The organism is Streptomyces sp. NPDC048389 (genome assembly GCF_040706335.1).
GTDB lineage: Bacteria > Actinomycetota > Actinomycetes > Streptomycetales > Streptomycetaceae > Streptomyces.
The window spans coordinates 1-19770 of record NZ_JBEZKP010000039.1 but is presented as its reverse complement, the minus strand read 5'-3'; the positions used below and the strand labels follow the sequence as shown (position 1 = coordinate 19770).

11 protein-coding genes are annotated in these 19770 nt (G+C 72.1%); 4 read left to right on the top strand and 7 right to left on the bottom strand.

Annotation, left to right across the window (positions count from 1 at the left end; all coding sequences use genetic code 11):
• Window positions 1-61 precede the first annotated feature (61 nt).
• Complete coding sequence (locus AB0903_RS23905; RefSeq protein WP_366705949.1) at window positions 62-349, top strand: chorismate mutase; 288 nt, start codon at window positions 62-64, stop codon at window positions 347-349.
• Between the two features lie 575 nt (window positions 350-924).
• Here the strand turns inward: AB0903_RS23905 and AB0903_RS23900 are convergent.
• Entirely contained in the window at window positions 925-2640 is a 1716-nt protein-coding gene (locus AB0903_RS23900; RefSeq protein WP_366705947.1) for a hypothetical protein, read from the bottom strand.
• A gap of 299 nt (window positions 2641-2939) precedes the next feature.
• Between AB0903_RS23900 and AB0903_RS23895 the strand changes: the two genes are divergently transcribed.
• Complete coding sequence (locus AB0903_RS23895; protein WP_366705945.1) at window positions 2940-4040, top strand: LAETG motif-containing sortase-dependent surface protein; 1101 nt, start codon at window positions 2940-2942, stop codon at window positions 4038-4040.
• Window positions 4041-4212: 172 nt separating this feature from the next.
• Here the strand turns inward: AB0903_RS23895 and AB0903_RS23890 are convergent, their stop codons facing one another.
• From AB0903_RS23890 to AB0903_RS23865, 6 genes are all read right to left on the bottom strand, one after another.
• Entirely contained in the window at window positions 4213-6024 is a 1812-nt protein-coding gene (locus AB0903_RS23890) for a GMC family oxidoreductase (RefSeq protein ID WP_366705943.1), read from the bottom strand.
• A gap of 78 nt (window positions 6025-6102) precedes the next feature.
• Window positions 6103-7719: a succinic semialdehyde dehydrogenase gene (locus tag AB0903_RS23885; protein ID WP_366705941.1), complete on the bottom strand. Its 1617-nt coding sequence runs from the start codon at window positions 7717-7719 to the stop codon at window positions 6103-6105.
• Between the two features lie 111 nt (window positions 7720-7830).
• Entirely contained in the window at window positions 7831-9519 is a 1689-nt protein-coding gene (locus AB0903_RS23880; RefSeq protein ID WP_366705939.1) for a protein kinase, read from the bottom strand.
• A gap of 111 nt (window positions 9520-9630) precedes the next feature.
• Window positions 9631-12723 (bottom strand): protein kinase, encoded by a 3093-nt coding sequence (locus AB0903_RS23875; protein ID WP_366705937.1) that lies wholly within the window; start codon window positions 12721-12723, stop codon window positions 9631-9633.
• Between the two features lie 127 nt (window positions 12724-12850).
• The gene (locus AB0903_RS23870) at window positions 12851-15496 is read right to left on the bottom strand and encodes a protein kinase (RefSeq protein WP_366705935.1); all 2646 of its coding nucleotides are present in this window, start codon (window positions 15494-15496) and stop codon (window positions 12851-12853) included.
• Window positions 15497-15848: 352 nt separating this feature from the next.
• Window positions 15849-17555, bottom strand: coding sequence for a glycerol-3-phosphate dehydrogenase/oxidase (locus tag AB0903_RS23865; RefSeq protein WP_366705933.1), 1707 nt, complete (start codon window positions 17553-17555; stop codon window positions 15849-15851).
• 242 nt (window positions 17556-17797) lie between these two features.
• Between AB0903_RS23865 and AB0903_RS23860 the strand changes: the two genes are divergently transcribed.
• Complete coding sequence (locus AB0903_RS23860; RefSeq protein WP_366705931.1) at window positions 17798-19021, top strand: nucleotide sugar dehydrogenase; 1224 nt, start codon at window positions 17798-17800, stop codon at window positions 19019-19021.
• A gap of 135 nt (window positions 19022-19156) precedes the next feature.
• Entirely contained in the window at window positions 19157-19642 is a 486-nt protein-coding gene (locus AB0903_RS23855) for a hypothetical protein (RefSeq protein WP_366705929.1), read from the top strand.
• Window positions 19643-19770: the final 128 nt, after the last annotated feature.

Genomic DNA, 19770 nt, shown 5'->3' with positions numbered 1-19770 from the left:
CGCTTCGGCTTTCCGGGCCGTGCCGGGCCGTGGCCCTCCACCACACCGAGGAGCCCCACAGATGTCCGTGACCCGGACCGAGAAGACCGGCGCCCGCACCGAGACGGCCGCCACCGTGATCAGCGGCGCGCGTGAGCGGATCGACGCGCTCGACGACAGGATCATCGGCCTGATCCAGGAACGGATGGCGGTCTCCGCCGTCATCCAGGACGCCCGGATCGCCTCCGGCGGACGCCGGGTGAACCTGGCGCGCGAGATGGAGGTGCTGGCCCACTACCGGGACGCCCTCGGCAGGCCGGGCACCTCGATCGCGATGACGGTGCTGGAGCTGTGCCGGGGCCGCATCTGACCGGTGCACCGGCCGCGCCCCCGGTCGGCCGGTGTATGCCTGCTTATCGGACCGAGGTCACCGGCCGGTGTACGCCTGCGTATCTGCGTTCGGGCGCATCCTCACCCGTACGGCGCGTGACGCACCCGGGCCGGTCTTCGTTGGTCCCGTTGTCCGTGCCAGCCAGGGGCGGCTTCGAAGAAACCACGCGTGGCTCCGCTGGGGCGTGTGACGTACGAAGGTGCGTCGTGGGACCTCGCCCCAGCGCGCGTGACCGGTCGGCAGGGGACAGCAGCCCGGTCACCCCAAGAGCGGTCGGCGCCGGGGACGCCCGGCACCGACCGCATCCGGTCCGTACGGCCCAGCCCGTCCAGAACGTGCAGCACGAGCAGGTCCCTCTCTGCGCACCCACACTCACGAAGGCGACAGCCGTCCGTGCGCGCCGCCCGCGCGCCGGACCGGCGGCCTCTCCCGACGCGGCGCAGCCCCCCGGCGCCGCGCCCCCCGGCACCGGCGCTGCCCTGACCGCCGGTGCCGAGCGGAAGAGCCCCGTGGACACGACGATGTCCACGGGGCTCTTCTTTGATGGGGCGCGGTCAGACGGAGCGGCGGCGGACCACCACGAAGAGCACTCCGCCCGCGGCCAGCGCCACTGCGGCGCCGCCCGCGGCCAGCAGGGCGGTGGAGCCGGTGGAGGCCAGGCCGCCCTGGGTGGAGTCGCCGCCGGTGGTACCGGCGGACGAGCCGCCGGAGGTGGCGCCGTCGTCACCGGAGCCGCCGGTGGAACCGCCGGTGGAACCGCCGGTGGCGCCCTCGGTGGAGCCCGAACCGCCGGTCGAACCGCCGGTCGAACCGCCGGTGTCGCCCGGGGTCTCCTCGTCACCGGTGCCGTTCAGCACGATCCAGCCGTCGTCATTGGCCGGGTCGCCCTCCCACGGGCTGTCCTCCTGGCCGGGGAACTCGGGGAAGTGGATCCTGCCCTTGGCGCCGACGACGACCTTCTCGACAAGGAACTCGAACGGGAAGTCGCGCTTGTCGTCCTCAAGGAAGGGCGTGTCGGCCCAGCACAGGTACTCGGACTCGTCCTCGTTGCCGCTCCCGGTGTTCATCGGCCGACAGGAAGCGGGGCTCTTGGTGACCTTCGCGCCCTCGGGGACATTGACCCTGAAGGTGAACGGCTCCCCGCCCGAGCGCAGCGCACCGAGCCACGCGGGACCGTTGTTGCTCAGCCGCACGTCGATCTTGACCGTCTCGCCCTTGGCACCGTCGGCGCGGCCGCCGGACAGATCGAGGTCATAGGTGTTCTTCTGCGGCAGGTCGATTTCCGTGTGCTGCACGTAGTCACCGGGCTCGGGCTGCGGCACCTGCTTCAGCGTGAGCGCGGCACCGGTCCCGGCACGGAAGTCGAGTCCCGCGCGCAGCTGTTCCGTCTGCTTCGGGGAGACGGCCGTGAAGCGGTAGGCGAAGATGTCGTGGAGCGCGAAGGCCGCGGTCCTCACCTTCACCGGCTCGCCGAGTTCCCACGCCTCGCCCGGGCCGAAGTCGCCCTCGAAGGAGCAGAGGGCGACCTTGCGGTAGTGGATCAGGTCGTCCTTGTTCTCCTCGGCGTACTCACAGTTCTCGTACGTCTCGGGGAACGACAGTCCGCGGGAGCCGTCGAACCGGAGCACCACACCGTCGGCCGCCATGCTGCCGATGTTGCGGAAGCCGAGCGGCGCCGTGTACGTGTCGCCCGCGGCGAAACCGCCGGGCTCGGCGGGCAGCTTCTTCATCCGGAGCTCGGGGCCGCCGATGAGCACGTCGACGGTGTGCTCGTCGAAGACGAGGCCGTTGCCCCGGCCGGTGACCTTGATCCTGCCGAAGTCGCCGGCCTTGCTCTCGTCGGTGACCTCGACCCGGAGGTCGTAGTTCGGGTTGAGCACGTCACCGGGGTAAAGGGTGTCCGACGCGCAGACCGCGACCAGACCGTCCGCCTCACAAGGGAGTTCGATGTCGGCGAAACCCTTGAGCTCGGTCGCGTCGATGGTGATCGAGTAGTCCTCCGACGGGATCGGAGCCGGGTTCGGCTCGACCTCCGGGTCGTACGCCCCCGGCCCTTCGACCCTGATCTCGACGTTGTGCTCGGTCGGGTCGACGTTGCCGCCGCTCAGCGACAGGTCGAGCTTGTCCGTCCCCTTGATGACCACGGGCACCGGGGCTTCCTCGGCGTGCGCGGTTCCCGTGACCCCCACGGCGGCGACCGCCACGGCAGCGAGGCCGGCGAGTGCCGTCCGGCGCCACGAAGAACGGGCGGAGACCCGTCTGATGTCCACTCTCTTTTCCTCCGGTACAGCGGGAGCCACTTGGGGTGGCACCTCACTCATGTGACCCACACGCGCGGAACGTTGCGCGGCGGACGATCACGGATTGATCTCGTTCCGGCCCGGGGGAGGCGGGGCGTGGTGCAGGTCACATAAAGATCCTGTGAGTTCGCGTGCAACCAATCCCCCTGGTCGCAGGTCATGCATGCGTAACAACGACCTCACGTGTTCGCACCCAGTGTGGTGCCCGAGGGGTTCCGAATCAGCCTTCGTGCCGCTCAACGCGGCACCCAGACTTCACTGAGGTCTCAATGAAGCTTCGCCGCGCCATGGCCCTCGCTGCTGCGACGGCCGTCATCGCACCCGCCACCTTCCTGGCGGCGCCGGCTGCGTACGCGACGACCAGCACGACCCCGCTCACGACGGAGACGGGCCCCGACACCCCGGGCACCGAAGACCCGAACAGCGAGACCACCGAAGAGAAGACTCCGGACACCACGACTCCGGAAGCCGGCACCCCCGACGAGCAGACTGACGGGAAGACGCCGGAGGCCGGCACTCCCGACGAGAAGACCGAGGACGAGAAGACCTCGGAAACGGGCACGGCCGACGGGAAGACCCCGGACGAGCAGGACTCGGACGAGAAGACCGAGGAGGAAGAGGAGAACCCGGAGGGAGAGATTCCCGACGTGGAGCTTCCGCCGTACTGCGAGGAGCTGGACGAGAACTTCGAGGAGAAGGCGCTCGGCCTCAAGCTCTCCGGGCTGCCCGGCAAGATCGTCGCCGGCAGCGGCTGGGAGGACTTCAACCTCACCATCACGAACAACTCGAAGGCCGATCTCAAGGAGGTCGCCTTCTACGCCGAGGTCGAGAACTACGAACTCGATGAGGACAAGTGGCTGAGCAAGCACGTCGAGCTGCAGTTCCGCCTCCCCGGCACCGACGAGTGGGAGCGGATCGGCGACGAGTCGTACGCGGGTGACTACTTCTGGGGCGTCGAGACCATGAAGTCCCAGGACTTCGTGAAGATCGACCTCCGTGTCAGCATCGCGAAGGACGCGCCCGCCGGTGACAGCTACGCCATCGGTTCCGGCGGCTACCTCGGCGACGTCGAGGGCCAGGAGTGCATCGCCGAGAACGCGGGCGCCTCGGCCGACTTCACCGTCCTGAAGCCGGGCACCCCGAACGAGAACCCCGGCGAGGCAAAGCCGGGCGAGGGCAAGCCGGAGGACAAGGGGCCGGACCCGAAGCCGCAGGGCGGCGTCAAGGAGCTCCCGGTCACCGGCAACCTCGCCGAGACCGGTTCCGACTCCAGCCTGCCCGTCATCGGTGCGGTCGGCGGTGTCGCCATCCTCGCGGGTGCCGGTGTCGTCTTCGCCATGAAGCGCCGCCGTGGTGACGCCACCGCGTAACGGCTGACGTCCGGCGCGCCCACGTGCGCGCCGGGCTCTCAAAGCCACCAAGGCCGCTGCACTCGGAGGGGGGTGCAGCGGCCTTCGTGCGTCCGGACGACCGAACCCGGAGCCCGGCGCAGGGGGCCAGAGCAAGGGGCCGGGAGCAAGGGGCCAGGAGCCCCTCACCCGGTCACTTCTTCGGCGGGACCGCCGGCATGCCGAGGAACGGAAGCTCCAGCGCGCCGAACGCCTCCGCCGGGACCGCCGGGGACTTCGGTGCGACCGGGGACAGCCGCCGGTACTCCTCGCCCTGTGCCGGACGCGGGTCCTCCTCGCCGTTGTTGGGCCAGAAGGACATCGCCCGCTCCGCCTGGGCGGTGATCGTCAGCGACGGGTTGACCCCCAGGTTCGCCGAGACCGCGGCGCCGTCCACGACCGAGATGCCGGGGTGGCCGTACAGCCGGTGGTACGGGTCGATCACGCCGGTCCGCGGGGAGTCGCCGATCGGGCAGCCGCCCAGGAAGTGCGCGGTGAGCGGGGTGCCCATCAGTTCGCCGATGTTGGAGCCGGCGAAGCCGTTGATCTCCTCGGCGAGCAGCGAGGCCGCCCGCGTCGCCTCGGGGATCTGCGTGGGGTTCGGGGCGCCGTGCCCCTGGCGGGCGGTGAGCAGTCCCTTTCCGATGCCCTTCGGCTTGCGGTACGTGGTCAGCGAGTTGTCGAGGGACTGCATGACCAGGCCGATGATGGTCCGCTCCGACCAGCGCCGGTTGGACAGCGCGCGCAGCGCGAGCACGGGGTGCTTCGCCATGTTGCCGAGCCACCCGGCCACCCGGCCCTTGACCCGGTAGGGCACCTGCAGAACGGTCATCCCGCCCATGGCGTTCGAGCCCCTGCCGTACCGGACGGGCTCGATGTGGGTGTTCTCGTCGGGGTGGATGGACGAGGTGATGGCGACGCCGCGGGTGAAGTCGGCCTTCGCGGCGCCGTGGCGCTTGCGGTAGCGCCGGTCGTCGGTCTGCGCGCCCACCAGCGCCTCGGAGTTGGTGCGGGTCAGCTCGCCCAGGCGGGGCGACAGGCACGGCAGCAGTCCGCCGTCCTTCATCCGGTGCAGCAGCGTCTGCGTGCCGTACGTGCCGGCGGCGATGACGACCCGGCGGGCGGTGAACGTACGGCCCCTGCCCTTGCGCCGGTTGTCGCTGGGCAGCGTTGTGACGGCGAAGCCGCCGCGGGAGTCCTCGGTGACGGCGACGACGGACGTCATCGGGTGGACGACGGCGCCCGCCTTCTCCGCAAGGTACAGGTAGTTCTCGTTGAGGGTGTTCTTCGCGCCGTGCCGACAGCCCGTCATGCACTCGCCGCACTCGCTGCACGCCTTCCGCGAGGGGCCGACGCCGCCGAAGTAGGGGTCGGCGACCTCCTCGCCGGGCCTGGCCCTCACCGTGCCGTCGGCGTCCTGTCCGTCGCCGAAGAACACCCCGACGGGAGCCATGTGGAAGCTGTCGCCGACGCCCATCGCCTCGGCGGTCGCCTTCAGATGGACGTCGGAGGGCGTCGTCGTCGGGTTGAGCCGTACACCGAGCATGCGCCGCGCCTGGTCGTAGTACGGCTTCAGCTCGTCCTGCCAGTCGGTGATGTCCTTCCACTGCGGGTCGTTGAAGAACGGCGCGGGCGGGACGTAGAGCGTGTTGGCGTAGTTGAGCGAGCCGCCGCCGACGCCCGCTCCGGCCAGCACCATCACCTTGCCGAGCAGATGGATGCGCTGGATGCCGAACAGGCCGAGGGCCGGGGCCCAGAGGTAGTTGCGCAGGTCCCAGGAGTTCTTCGGCAGGGTCTCGCGGGTGAAGCGCCGGCCCGCCTCGAGGACGCCGACCCGGTAGCCCTTCTCGGTGAGACGGAGCGCCGTGACGGAGCCGCCGAAGCCGGAGCCCACGACGAGCACGTCGTAGTCGTACTCGTCGCCGGCGCCCGCGTCCTGATGCCGGGCAGGGGGTACCTCTGACATGGCTCTCCTCGTGAAATGTGCGGGCGTCAGGGACGGGGGCGGCGGGGTCGCGGGGGACGGGGGCGGCGGGGCCGCGGGTCAGCGCAGCCGCAGGACCTTCATCGCCTTGAGGCTGGTGCTCATGAAAGCGGCGTACTTCTCGTCGTCCATGCCGAACGACGGGGCCAGCGGCATGAGCCGCTGCTGGGCCACGGTCTGCGCCTCCGTGTACTTGAGGATGCCCTCGGAGCCGTGGCGCCGGCCGAGGCCGGACTCCTTCATGCCGCCCATCGGGGCCTGGACGCTCCCGTACGCCGGTGCGTAGCCCTCGTTGATGTTGACGGTGCCGGTGCGCAGCCGGGCCGCGACTGCGCGACCGCGCCGGGCGTTCCTGGTCCAGACGCTGGAGTTGAGGCCGTACGGCGTGGCGTTGGCCTGCTCGATGACGTCGTCCTCGTCGGTGAAGCGGTAGACGGAGACGACCGGTCCGAAGGTCTCCTCCGTGCACACGGCCATCGGTGCCTCGACGCCGTCGAGGATGGTCGGCTCATAGAAGAGCGGGCCGATGTCGGGGCGGGCGACTCCGCCCGCGACGAGCCTGGCGCCCTTGGCGACGGCCTCCTCGACGTGACGGGTGACGGTCTCGAGCTGGCGCTCGCCCGCGAGGCAGCCCATGTCGGCGCCGTAGGCGAGGGAGCTGCCGAGCCGCATGGCCTTCGTACGGGCCGCGAACCGCTCGACGAAGTCGTCGGCGATCGACTCGTGCACATACAGCCGCTCGATGGAGATGCACAGCTGGCCCGCGGAGGAGAAGCAGGCCCGTACGGCTCCGGCGGCGGCCTTCTCGACGTCGGCGTCGTGGAGCACCAGCATGGCGTTCTTGCCACCGAGTTCGAGGGAGACGCCGACCAGGCGGGCGGCGGCGCCCTGCGCCACCTCGCGGCCGGTGCGGGTGGAGCCGGTGAAGGAGACGTAGTCGGCGTGCTTCACGACCTCTGGCCCGACGACGGGGCCGTCGCCGAGGACGACCTGGAACACCTCCGCGGGAAGGCCCGCCTCGATCAGCAGGTCACGCGCCCACAGCGCGGTGAGCGCCGTCTCGGTGTCGGGCTTCATGACGACGGCGTTGCCGGTGACGAAGGCGGGCAGCGCGTCGCCGACGGACAGCTCCAGCGGATAGTTCCAGGGCGCGATCTGTCCCACCACTCCGCGCGGATGGCGCAGTTCGGTCGTCCTGGTGAGCACGGGGACCACGCCGGTGTGCCGCTTGGGCTTCAGGTACGAGGGGGCCTTGCGCCCGTAGTGGCGGGCGGCGACGGCGACGGCCTGCACCTCCTCGTGCGCGTGCAGCCGGGCCTTGCCGGTCTCGAGCTGGATCAGGTCCAGGACCTCCGACTGGCGTGCGAGGACCAGGTCGTGGAAACGCAGCAGGACGGCCGCACGGGCCCGGACCGGGGTGGCGGCCCACGCGGTCTGCGCGGCGCGGGCGCGTGCGAAGGCCGCGGCCACGTCCTCGGGCGTCGACTCGGGAAGCTCGGTCAGCAGTTCGCCGGTGAACGGCGTGTGGTTGGCGGTGCGGCCGGAGCCGGCGACACCCTTGGTCAGCCGGGCGACCAGCTCCGGGGTCACCACGTCGGCGGCTCTGCGCGCGCCTGCCGGGGCGGCGGCGGTCGGGTTGGTTCCCAGGGCGGCGGCGGTGGCCTGCGTGTCCGTCATGGGGGCGAGAGTAGGCGTAGCGAAGCGCTTTGGGTACCCGTCGGTAACAGCTTTTCACCAGGTGTGCACGACCATGCCAGTGTTCACTGGCACATAAGCCCTGATCAGGGGCTACTCAGCGCCCGGCGGCCGCCATCCGCGCAGCATGATGTCGAACTGCTCACGTGTGGTCGTCCAGTCCCGCGCGGGGCCGGACATGTAGAGGGCGTACTCCGTCCCGTCGTCCTCGTAGTACATCTGGTCGATCGCCCGCCGCGGGCCGGGATGCTCGGTGCGCTCCGTCCAGGTGAACTCCCAGAGCGCGGAGAGCGTGCGGTCCCGGAAGGTGTTGGGGTGCAGTTGCACACGCCGGTAGTCCGGCAGCCGCGTCTCCAGACTCTTCTGCATGTCGAGCATGTGCATGTACGGATTCTCGTGGTCGGGTGCCGGATCGATGCTGATACGGATGCGGTGCCGGCCGTTGTCCGGCGTGTAGTCGATCTGGTTGCCGTCCGTCTGCCGGCGCCAGCCGTCGGGCACCCAGAGGCTGAAGCCCTCGGGGTCGTCGACGCGCTGCCAGCCGTCCGGCAGCCCCGACGGGTCCGTGCCCGGGGTCTGCCCGCGCTCGTCCACCGAGGGCTTGTCCACGGCCCGGTCGCCACCTCCCCCGGCGTCCCCGCCCACGTACTGCATCGCCAGGCCCGCGCCGCCGCCGACCACGGCCGCCAGGACCACGACGATCAGCCCGGTGCGTATACGGCCGCCACGCCGACCGGGACCGCCCGCCGATCCCGTACGGGACTCCTGCGCACGCGGGGCCGACGCCGCACGCGGGTCCAGCCCTGCACCGGGGCCCCGCGCCGCACGCGGACCCGGCGCCGTACCGAACTCCGGCGCCGTATGGAACTGCGGCGCCGGAGACGGATGCGCCATCCGCTGCGTCGGCACGCGCGCCGGATGGTGCGGCAGTTCCGTGGAGTCCGGAGGGCGGCCTTCCATGGCGTCGGTGAGCATCCGCTCGGCCTCCGCCGAGGAAGGGCGTGCGGCCGGGTCCTTGCGCAGCAGCGCGAGGATCACCGGACCGAGCCGCCCCGCGCGCACGGGCGCAGGCGGTTCGTCGTCCACCACGGCCTGCATCGTCGACAGCGGTGAGGAACGCCGGAACGGCGACGCCCCCTCCACCGCGGTGTACAACGTCGCACCCAGCGACCACAGGTCGGAGGCCGGCCCCGGGTCGTGGCCCCGTACCCGCTCCGGCGCGAGATAGTCGATCGACCCGACGATCTCGCCCGTCCTGGTGATGGTCGCGTCCCCCTCGATGGCCGCGATCCCGAAGTCCGTGATGAGCGCCCGACCGTCCGTGCCCAGCAGCACATTGGCGGGCTTGATGTCCCGGTGCAGCACCCCGGCGGCGTGCGCGGCGCCCAGCGCCCGCAGGACGTCCAGACCGATCCGTGCGACCTCCCGCTCGTCGATCCGCCCAGGCTCCCTGGCGGCGTCCGCGAGCGAGGGCCCGTCCACGTACTCCATGACGATCCAGGGGCGCGCGTCGTGCTCGAGCACGTCATGGACGGTGACGACCCCGGGATGGCTGATGCGCGCCGCGGCCCGCGCCTCCTTCCGGGTCCGGGCGTGCATGACGGCCCGGTCGGCTTCCGACACGTACAAACCCGCCGTCAACTCCTTGACGGCGACCACTCTGTGCAACAACTCGTCATGGGCGCGCCAGACCTTGCCCATCCCGCCGCGTCCGACGGTCTCGCCCAGCCGGTAGCGTCCGGCGAGCAGCAGACCGGCGCCTGCGCTTCGAGTGTGTTCCACGTCCCCGCCCCGTTCCTTGGAATGCCAGGTTACGGAGGGAAAGCGCAGCCATGAAACCTCAGGCGCCCAAGTGACCGCACTGTGATGCGCGTTCGGAGGGCGGCCGCGCACTCAGCGGGCGGCGCGGTAACTGCCCGTGGCCTGCTCGAAGATCTCGGTCACCTTGTCACGCTCCGCATCCGGGCCGATCACCTGGATCACGTGGTAGGCGCCGTCGACGGCGAACGCGAAGTTACGCACGTAGACCTCGCGGCCGTTGCCGTCCTGCCAGGTGAACTGCCCCTCCGCCATGGTCCTTCCGCCGACCTCGATACGGCGCAGCCCGCTCGCACTGGCCCAGGACGAGTCACGGAACGGCTGGAGTTCCGGCTCCTTGTCCCGCTGGTAGACCAGCGGGTCGTCGCCGTTCGCCTGCACGGTGTCGCGGCCGGGGACCACGATGAGGGTGAAATCGCCTCCGGTGTAGCGGACTTGACCGGCGTCGTTGATCGGCCGGCGCTGCCACGCCTTGTCGACGGCGATCCGGAAACCCTCCGGGTCGTCGCGGAGCACATACCCGTCGGGGAGGTCGCCGGCCGGGGCGGACGTCTGCGGCTGCTGCGACCCGGGGGTGCCGCTGGGCGTGGGCCGGGGGCTGTCCCCGCCGCCCGTGCGACCGGGGCTCGGACCGGCCTGCGACGGCTGAGCGCCCGTGTCCCGGCCCTGCGGTGAAGGCTGTTGCTCATCGGACTTCGGCATGAACAGCACCGCGTAGGCGATCGCGGCCGCGAGGGCGAGCAGGATCAGCAGCAGGAGCGTCCGGCCGAGGGCACGCGGTCCCCGCCCCGCGGTCCCGTACGGCTCCCGGTACGACGTGTCGCGCGGCGGCACCTCGTACGGCTCCTCATACGCGCGTGCGGGCGGGGCGACCGGGGCACGGGCCCCGTCCCGGACCCGGCCGCGCTCCCGGCCCCTGGGCTTCTTGTGTCGGTGACGGCCGTGGGCCGGGTCCGCCGCGGCCGACCGGCGCCTGCGGACGAGTTCGCCCCGCCGGCGCACGATCGGCAGCCGGGATCCGTCGACCGCGCCGGCCGGCAGCGGCACGACGTCCATCCCCGCCTCCGGCTCCGGAGCCGACCGCACCAGCGAACGCAGCCACCCGCGCAGCTCCTCGAAGTCCGGGCGCTCCGTGGGATCCTGGCGCAGCAGCGACTCGACGACGGGACGCAGCGGGCCGCACTCCTCTGCGAAGGCGGGCGGCTCCGCGCACACCAGCTGCACCAGTTCGACCGCACTGTCCTCCGGATAGGGAGCGTGGCCCTGTACGGCCCGGTACAACAGTGCTCCGAGCGCCCACAGATCGGTGGCCGGTCCGACCGGCGCGGCCAGCTGCCAGTTCTCGTGCACCGGACCGGCCTGCTCGGGTGCCCACCGCTCGGTGACGGCACCGACGACGGTGATCCGTGCCTGGCGGGCACGCTCGGCGGCCAGCGGGGTGGACGGACCGCTGTACGCGGGCGCACTGCCGCCGGTGGCGGCGGCATCGTGCCAGTGACCGGAGGGTGTCGCGCTTCCGGCCGCCGGGCGGCGCTGCGCGTCGGCGCGCACGGCGTCGCCGCCGCGATGCCAGCTGCCACCGGCAGCGCTCTCCGTACGCGCCGGAGGAAGAGCGGGCCGCTGTCCGCCCGAGTGCCTGCTGCCGGTTCCTCCGGGGCCGGTGGGACCGCCGTCGGCGCGGGCGACGGGCAACACGGGCCGGACTCCGCCGCGCTCGCGCTCCGCCCGACGCACTCCGTAGGGATCGTCGCGGTACGGGTCGTGGCCGCGCGCACCCGGCAGGGCGGGCCGGGCGCCAATGCCACGGGGACCGCCGCCCGCGACGGGCAGGGAGCCGGGGCCCTCGCGGCCGGGGAAGGGCGTGTCGTGCCAGGTGCCCGCCAGCCTGGCGCGCCCGGGGCCTCGCTCGTCCGGGTCTGCCCCGGGGCCGCGGGCCGGCCCCCCGTCGGCGCGGTACCGGCCGTCGGTGTCGTACCGGTCATCGGTTGCGTACCGGCCGTCGTGGTCGTACCGGCCGTCGTGGTCGGACGGGTCGTACCGGCCGTGGGTGTCGCGCTCGCGGGCGTCGCGGCCCTGGGGACCCCGATCATGGGCGTCGCGGCCCTGGAGGCCGTGGCCGTGACGGTCGTGGCCTTCAGTGCTGTCCACGTCGGCCGCGTCGGGACGCGTGGCGCCGAAGTCCGGATCCTCGAACTCCGCGTCGTCGTCCTCGTCCGGGACACCGAGCCCGAGCAGACCGCGGCGCCCCTCGCCGGGCCGGCGCGCCCACCAGTCGGAGTCCGGGCCGCCCTGCTCCAAGGGGTCACGACGTCGCGCCGCGTCGGGATCCTCCGCGTGGCGCCGGCCCTCGCCCGTCCGCGCCCCGGCCCGTGCTCCGGCGCGGTACGCGGCGATCGCGCCGGCCCGGGCGGCGCGCACGTCCGGCACCCCGCCCTGCGGTCCGCTCTGCCAGGGCGGTTCCAGCTGCCCGGAACCACCGGGACCAGGGCTGTGGCCGGGCTCGGCCACGGCGTCGTCGGCGGCCTCGGACTCCGTCTCCGGCTCCGCTTCCGCCTCGGGCTCCGGCACGGGCGCGTATCCGCAGAGCGCCTCCTCCGCCGCGCCGGACGCCAGCCCCGTCAGCACGACGCGTCCGTCGTCGCATACGAGCACCGTGCGTACGGTGATGTTGCGGTGGGTCCAGCCGTGTGCGTGCAGGACACGCAGCGCGGTCAGCACGTCGGAGGCGACCTCGGCGGCCCGGTACGGGGTGAGGGGCTTCTCCGCGAGCAGTGCGGCCAGCGGCCGTGCCGAGACCCGTTCGCTCACTATCCACAGCGAACCGTCCTCGGCGAAGACGTCGAAGACCTGGTCCAGCCTGGGGTGGTCGGGGATCTGCGCGGCGGCCTGCGCCGCCTCGACGGCGCGCAGCACCGCCGGGTCGGTGGGCCGCCGTGTCGCGCCGCCCCCTCCGCCGCCCCCGACCTGCCGGGGTACGGCGGCTCCGGCGAGGCCGTCCCCGTCGAGCACCTCCGCGTCCACGACCTCGGGCAAGGGGACCTGGCGTACCAGGACTTCGTGCCCGCTGTAGGTGTCGAACGCACGGGTCTCGGCGAACTCGTACGCGTCGGAGGGCGGCAACGGCAGGCGGTAGCGATCGGCGAGCACCCTGCCCGCATAGTCGTCCACGACGCCTCCCCACCAGCGCGCTGTCCCGGTCGGAACCGGAACCACGCACGAAGCCGTCAATTCCGGTCGCTCAGCGGCCCCTTGTGGCTGCGTACCGTCCGCGACCTCTCACGATACGTGCCCTTGGTCAGTCCTTGGGGCTGAACGTGGCGAACGCCGTCTCACGCAGCGTCCTGCACGCCTCGCCGTCCCACTCGCTCACCCGGCACGTGATCATGATCGAGTAGCCGCGCTTCGCGTCGACCTTGAAGCCCCTGTTGAGGATACGTACCCGCTCGCCCCGCTCATTGCGCTCGAACTTCCAGTCCGCGACGGTCGGATAGCCGTTGTACTGGACCGGGCCTATTCCGAGGTGCTTGTAGCCGTTGCTCGTGGCGCTCACACCGGCGACCGCGGCCGCCCACGCGGCCGCCGCGTCGTCCTTCGGACTGTTGTTGAAGTCCACCTGCACGCGCGGGGTCCCGCCGTCGACGCTGAACTTGCCGCCCGAGTTCTGGCCCGCCACGCCCGTGAGCCTGAGGTTCTTGGGCATGGCCATGGTGAAGTGCCAGCGGTCGTTGGAGACCATCACATATCCGGTCGGCAGAGTGCCGCCGCCCACCGTGTCGTCCCCCTTGGGCTCGCCGGACGGCCGGCCTTCGGGGGAATCGGTGCCACCGTCCGACTCCTCCTCGCCCGCGTCGTCGCCCTTGGCGGTGCCGTCGCCGCTGTCCGGGCTCGCGTCGCTGCCCGCGCCCGCGGTGGCCTCGTCCTCCCCGCCGCCCGCGGTGGCACCAGCGGAGGCGGCGGTGTCGTCCTTGCCCTGGCCCTTGCCCTGGTTCGCCGCGTCGTCGTCACGGCCGAGCGCGAAGACCAGCACCGTCGACAGTACGGCGAGCACGGCGACGACCGCGATGATCACCAGCGTGCGGCGCGGCACCACGTCGGTGAGCGGAGCGCGTGCCCGGGCGGGCCTGCGCGTCGGGGCGTCCGGCGCGGGCTGCTTCGACTCCGCCTTCACGGCGGCGGCCGCGTTGCGTACGGAACGGAGCGCGCCGCGGAGCCGGTCGGCGGCGGGGTCCTTCGGCACGGACGGCGCCGCAGCGGGCGGCTCGGGGGGCACGGCGGGCAGCCGTACGGCACGCGTCGCCTCGGGCGACGGCTCGGGCGCCGCGGGGGGCTCCGGCGCCTCCGGCGCGTTCACCACCCGGGTCAGCAGAGCGCGGGCACCGGCGTCGTCCAGCCGCTGGGCCGGGTCCTTGGCGAGCAGGCCGTAGATGACCTCCTCCAACGGGCCCGCGTTCTTCGGCGGGTCGAGCGGCTCGGTCATCACGGCGGTCAGCGTCGCGATCGCCGAACCCTTGTCGTACGGGGGGCTGCCCTCGACGCTCGCGTAGAGCAGGCCGCCGAGCGACCACAGGTCCGCCGCCGGACCGGGCTTGTGGCCGCGGGCCCGCTCGGGCGAGATGTACGACGGGGCGCCGACGAGCATGCCCGTCGAGGTGATCGACGGGTCCCCTTCCACCTGCGCGATACCGAAGTCGGTGAGCACGACACGGCCGTCACGTCCGATGAGCACGTTGGACGGCTTCACATCACGATGCAGGATGCCCTCGCGGTGCGCGGAGCGCAGCACGTCGAGTATCGCCAGGCCGACCTCGGCGGCCCGGCGCGGCGTGAGGGTGCCGTCCTCCCGTACGACCTCGGCCAGGGACTTGCCCTCGACGAGTTCCATGACGATCCACGGGCGGTCGTCCTCGTCGACGACGTCGTAGACGGTCACGGCACTGTTGTTGCGGATACGGGCGATCGCCTTGGCCTCGCGCAGGGTGCGCGTGATGAGCCGGCGCTTCTCGTCGTCGTCGACGCTGCCCGGGAAGCGCAGTTCCTTGACGGCGACCGTGCGGCCGAGGGTCTCGTCGACCGCGCGCCACACCGTGCCCATGCCGCCGCGCCCGAGGACGCCGCCGAGACGGTAACGGCCGGCCACCAGCCGCCCCTCACTCCCGGTGGCACCGCGCCCCTTGGTACCTGTCGGAGCAACGACCGCGCTCCCGCTACCGGCCGGCTGGTCCGCCGAAGTTGCCTTCACGGCCGGCGGCTTCTCCTCGGCCGACTTCACGGCCGCCGGCTTCACGTCGGCCGACTTCCCTGCCGCCGGCTTCTCGGCCGCCGGCTTCACGGCCGCCGGCTTCACGGCCGCGGACTTCACGGCCGCCGCCGCGGAGGGGTGTACGTCCGGCGTCGCCACGTCGTCGGCCGCGATCGAGTCCTTGCCCGCCGCCGCGGCGGTCGGTGCGTCAGAGCCCGAGGCACGCGGGGAGGGCACCTTGCGTCCTGCGGCCGCGGGCGCCTCGGCACCGTCCTGAGCCTTTGTCACGCTCCTGCGGGCCCGACGGTCCTCGTCGCTTCCGGCAAGGCCCTCGGCGCCGTCGCCGTCACCTCGCGCGGCCGACGTGTCCGAGGCTCCGGGCTCCGGGGCGTCCGTGTCCGTGTCCACGCCCGAAGGCACAGCCTCGGCCGCGTCCGGGGAAACAGCCGCGTCCGGTCCCGGCGCCTCGGCACGGTCCGTGCTGCCGACATCCGTGGCCTGCGCACCGGCCACGGCTCCCTCGTCCTCGCGCACCGTCTTCGGGCTCGAGGTGGAGGCGGCCGTTCCCGAGGCTCCACCGTCCGAGCCGGAACCGGCGCCCCCGCCGGCCGAACCGGCTTCCGCGCCCGCGGCAGAATCCGCATCCCCGTCGGCGAAGCCGACCCCCCGCTGGGGCTCCCGCGACTGCTCAGCCTCCGACATGCGTCCCCTCTGCCATCCCTGATCTTCGCCCGCGCCTGCCGCTCTCCGCGCGATGCGGTAACCCGCCCTGGAAGAGCGCCCATTGTCTCTCACTCCGGGACCGGTACGTTCTCGGGGTCCACGCTGTGGCACAAGGGATGCGTGCGGGTGAGCCACCCGCCACGCCGTCACCCGGCGTGAAACCCACCCCTGTACTGGTCGGGGCCCTGACCTGTTCGCCCAACAGGCCCCGCGGCGGGGCGGTTTCCGCCGAATCAGTGCCGGACGGGGACCGCCCCGCCTCCGCGCGCAGGACACGCGCAACCGTCGCAGCGGCACGATCTCCGGCGCCCCAGCCGTGCCGCGTCCGGCGTCAGAGCGGCACGATCTCCGGCGCCCCCAGCCGTGCCGCGTCCGCCGTCAGATCGTCCGGCTGACGCTGCGACTCCCGTTCCGCCTCCACCCGCTTCTCGTAGTGCTCGACCTCCTTCTCGATCTGCGCCTTCTCCCAGCCGAGGACCAAAGCCATCAGCTCGGCGCACTCACGTGCGCTGCGCGTGCCCCGGTCGAACGTCTCGATGGAGATACGGGTACGCCGCGTCAGCACGTCGTCCAGGTGGCGGGCGCCCTCGTGCGACGCGGCGTAGACGACCTCGGCCCGCAGGTAGTCGTCCGCACCGCCGATCGGATCGCCGAGCGTCGGGTCCTCGGCAATGAGAGCGAGCAGTTCCTCGGCCAGTGCGCCGTAGCGGTTCAACAGGTGTTCGACACGGACCACATGAAGACCCGTCCGCGCGGCGATCCTCGCCCTCGCGTTCCACAGGGCGCGGTACCCCTCGGCGCCCAGCAGGGGCGTGTCCTCGGTGACGCACGCGGCCACCCGCTGGTCGAGGCCGTGCACCGCCGCGTCCACCGCGTCCTTCGCCATCACCCGGTACGTCGTGTACTTGCCGCCGGCGACGACCACGAGGCCCGGCACGGGGTGCGCCACCGTGTGCTCGCGCGACAGCTTGCTCGTCGCGTCCGACTCGCCGGCGAGCAGCGGCCGCAGCCCCGCGTACACCCCCTGGACGTCGTCCCGGGTGAGCGGGACGGCAAGCACCTCGTTGACGTGTTCCAGTAGATAGTCGATGTCGGCGCTGGAGGCGGCCGGGTGCGCCTTGTCCAAGTCCCAGCCGGTGTCCGTCGTACCGACGATCCAGTGCCGTCCCCACGGGATGACGAACAGCACGGACTTCTCGGTGCGCAGGATCAACCCGGTCGTGGAGTGGATCCGGTCCTTGGGCACGACCAGGTGGATGCCCTTGGACGCCTTCACATGGAACTGCCCGCGCTCCCCGATCAGCGCCTGGGTGTCGTCCGTCCACACGCCTGTGGCGTTGACGATCTGCCGGGCCCGGATCTCGTACTCCCCGCCGGCCTCGACGTCGAGCACCCGGGCCCCGACGACCCGCTCACCCTCCCTCAGGAAGCCGACCACCCTGGCACGGCTGGCGACCTGCGCCCCGTAACTCGCGGCCGTACGCACCAGGGTCGTCACGAAGCGGGCGTCGTCCATCTGGGCGTCGTAGTACTGCAGGGCGCCGACCAGGGCGTCCTTCTTCAAGGCGGGCGCGACCCGCAGGGCGCGCCGCCGGGAGAGATGGCGGTGGAGAGGCAGCCCTCGCCCGTGGCCGGAGGACACCGACATCGCGTCGTACAGCGCGACGCCCGAGCCCGCGTACAGCCGCTCCCAACCCTTGTGCTGGAGCGGATAGAGGAACGGCACCGGCTTGACCAGATGCGGGGCCAGCCGCTCCAGCAGCAGGCCGCGCTCCTTGAGCGCCTCTCTGACCAGGGCGAAGTCGAGCATTTCCAGATAGCGCAGGCCACCGTGGATCAGCTTGCTCGACCTGCTGGAGGTGCCCGACGCCCAGTCGCGCGCCTCCACCAGGCCGGTCGACAGCCCTCGTGTCGCGGAATCGAGCGCGGTACCGGCCCCGACCACACCGGCGCCCACCACCAGCACGTCCAGTTCCCGCTCGGCCATCCCGGCAAGCGCTTCGGCGCGCTCCGCGGGTCCCAGTGTCGCTGTCCTCACTGCTGCCTCCCGTCGCCCCCGTGCGTTTCCTGCGGTCGGTCTCACAACATCGAACTCACACGTCGATTCTGTCCGCAGTCACCGACTTCAGCCACCGCCTGTGGATAACACTCGGACGGCCAGGAGCCCACAATCCGACAGAACGGTCATATTTACGCCTAGTCTGACATTGCGCCTGCCCGTTTCGCCCACAGGGCTTGCGCTCACTGTCGCCATCGGCTACGGGAAGGACGGCCACAGCCATGCCCGCAGATCTCGCCGTGATCGGACTCGGCCACCTCGGTCTGCCGCTCGCGCAGGCCGCCGTGGCCGCAGGCATCGAGACCATCGGCTACGACCCCGACCCACGCCAGCTCGCGGAGCCCGCCGCCGGAGTGACGGCCGCCGACATCCGGCGCATGCTCTCCGGCGGGTTCCGGAACGTCACCGACCCGGCCGAACTCGGCCGCGTACGCACGGCCGTCATCTGCGCTCCCACGGCCATGGGCGCGGACGGCGCGCTGGACCTGACTCCGCTGGCCGACGCCGCACGGGCGCTCGCGTCCCGGCTGCGACCGCACACCACGGTCCTGCTGGAGTCGGCGGTCGAGCCCGGTACCACGGAGGACTTCCTGCGGCCCCTGCTCGAACAGGGCTCCGGCCTGCGCGCGGGCCGGGACTTCCATCTGGCCTACTCCCCCAGCCGCACCGACCCCGGGCGCCGGACCCACGGCTACGCCAACACGCCGAAGGTCATCGGCGGCCTGACCTCCGCTTGCACGGAGTCCGCGGCCGCCTTCTACGCCCGGCTGACCGACAAGGTGGTCCGCGCCCGCGGCCTGCGCGAGGCCGAGACCGTGAAGGTCCTCGAGACCAACTTCCGCCACGTCAACATCGCGCTGGTCAACGAGATGGCGGTGCTCTGCCACGACCTCGGCGTCGACCTCTGGGACGTCATCCGCTGCGCCGAGACCAAGCCCTTCGGCTTCCAGGCGTTCCGCCCCGGCCCCGGCGTCGGCGGCCACGGCGTCCCGCTCGACCCCGGCCCCGCCCCGGGCCGCGCGCTGCGCATGGTGGGCATCGCCCAGGAGATCAACGCCCGGATGCCGCAGTACGTCGTCCGCCGCTGCGCCACCCTCCTCAACGAACACGGCAAGTCCGCCCGGGGCGCACGCGTCCTGCTCCTCGGCGTCACCTACAAGCCGGACCTCGCCGACCTCCAGTGCTCCCCGGCCACCGAGATCGCCCGCCGTCTGATGGACCTCGGCGCGTCCGTCAGTTACCACGACCCCTACGTCCCGGACTGGCGCGTGGGCGAACTCCCCGTTCCCCGCGCCGACTCGCTGTACGAGGCGGCGGCCGCCGCGGACCTCACGGTTCTGGTGCAGCACCACCGCACCTACGACCTCCAGGGACTCGCCGTCAAGGCCCAACTCCTGCTGGACACAAGGGGGGCGACTCCGGCCGGCGCGGCGCACCGCCTCTGACGCCCCTTCATGACCCGACGCGGGCCTTACAACGGTCATACAACCGAATGTCGTTCCGTCGGAGCGGACTGCTAGTCTCCGGGACCGCTGCTCGCACGATCGTGCGACGCGTTCGATCCCAGGGGGAATTCCACCATGAGCCAGCCCGTCCCGCCGCCGTCCGGCAACCCGTTCGCCGGCGGCGAGCAGTACGCACCCGCCCCGCCGGCGGCCCCGGTGCGCGACAACCTGGGCCTCGGGCTCGTCGTCGCGGTCGTCGCGGCGCTGGTCACCGCGGGCATCTACGGCGCCATCGCGGGTGCCACCGAGACCGAGGTCGGCTACGCGGCCGTCGGCGTCGGCTTCGTCATCGGTTTCGCCGCGGCGAAGGTCGGCGGACCGAACCCGGCCCTGCCCGTCGTGAGCGCCGTGCTCGGCATCGGCGCCGTGTACCTGGGTCAGCTGATCGGCATGGCGATGATCATCGCCGAGGAGCTCAACGGCTCCTTCACCGAGGTCTTCGTCGACCGGTTCAGTCTCCTCACGGAGGCGTGGACCGAGGTGGCGGACGGTATGACGTACGTCTTCCTCGCCATCGCCGCGGTCACCGCCTTCGCCGGCGCCAGGAAGGCCAACGCCTGACGGCCGCAGCGCACAGGGGAAGGGCCCGGCACTGGCGGGTTCTAGCGATCCCCGCAACACCCTGATCTTCAGGGAGTTGCGGGGATCGTGGATTTTGAGGGCTTGAAGGTGAGGTTCTTCGAGGCGCT

Bases quoted from the DNA above. Each gene is read 5' to 3' on its own strand.
- AB0903_RS23890 (WP_366705943.1), bottom strand. From the start codon at position 6,024: ATGTCAGAGGTACCCCCTGCCCGGCATCAGGACGCGGGCGCCGGCGAC.
- AB0903_RS23885 (WP_366705941.1), bottom strand. From the start codon at position 7,719: ATGACGGACACGCAGGCCACCGCCGCCGCCCTGGGAACCAACCCGACC.
- AB0903_RS23860 (WP_366705931.1), top strand. From the start codon at position 17,798: ATGCCCGCAGATCTCGCCGTGATCGGACTCGGCCACCTCGGTCTGCCG.
- AB0903_RS23895 (WP_366705945.1), top strand. From the start codon at position 2,940: ATGAAGCTTCGCCGCGCCATGGCCCTCGCTGCTGCGACGGCCGTCATC.
- AB0903_RS23870 (WP_366705935.1), bottom strand. From the start codon at position 15,496: ATGTCGGAGGCTGAGCAGTCGCGGGAGCCCCAGCGGGGGGTCGGCTTC.
- AB0903_RS23905 (WP_366705949.1), top strand. From the start codon at position 62: ATGTCCGTGACCCGGACCGAGAAGACCGGCGCCCGCACCGAGACGGCC.
- AB0903_RS23855 (WP_366705929.1), top strand. From the start codon at position 19,157: ATGAGCCAGCCCGTCCCGCCGCCGTCCGGCAACCCGTTCGCCGGCGGC.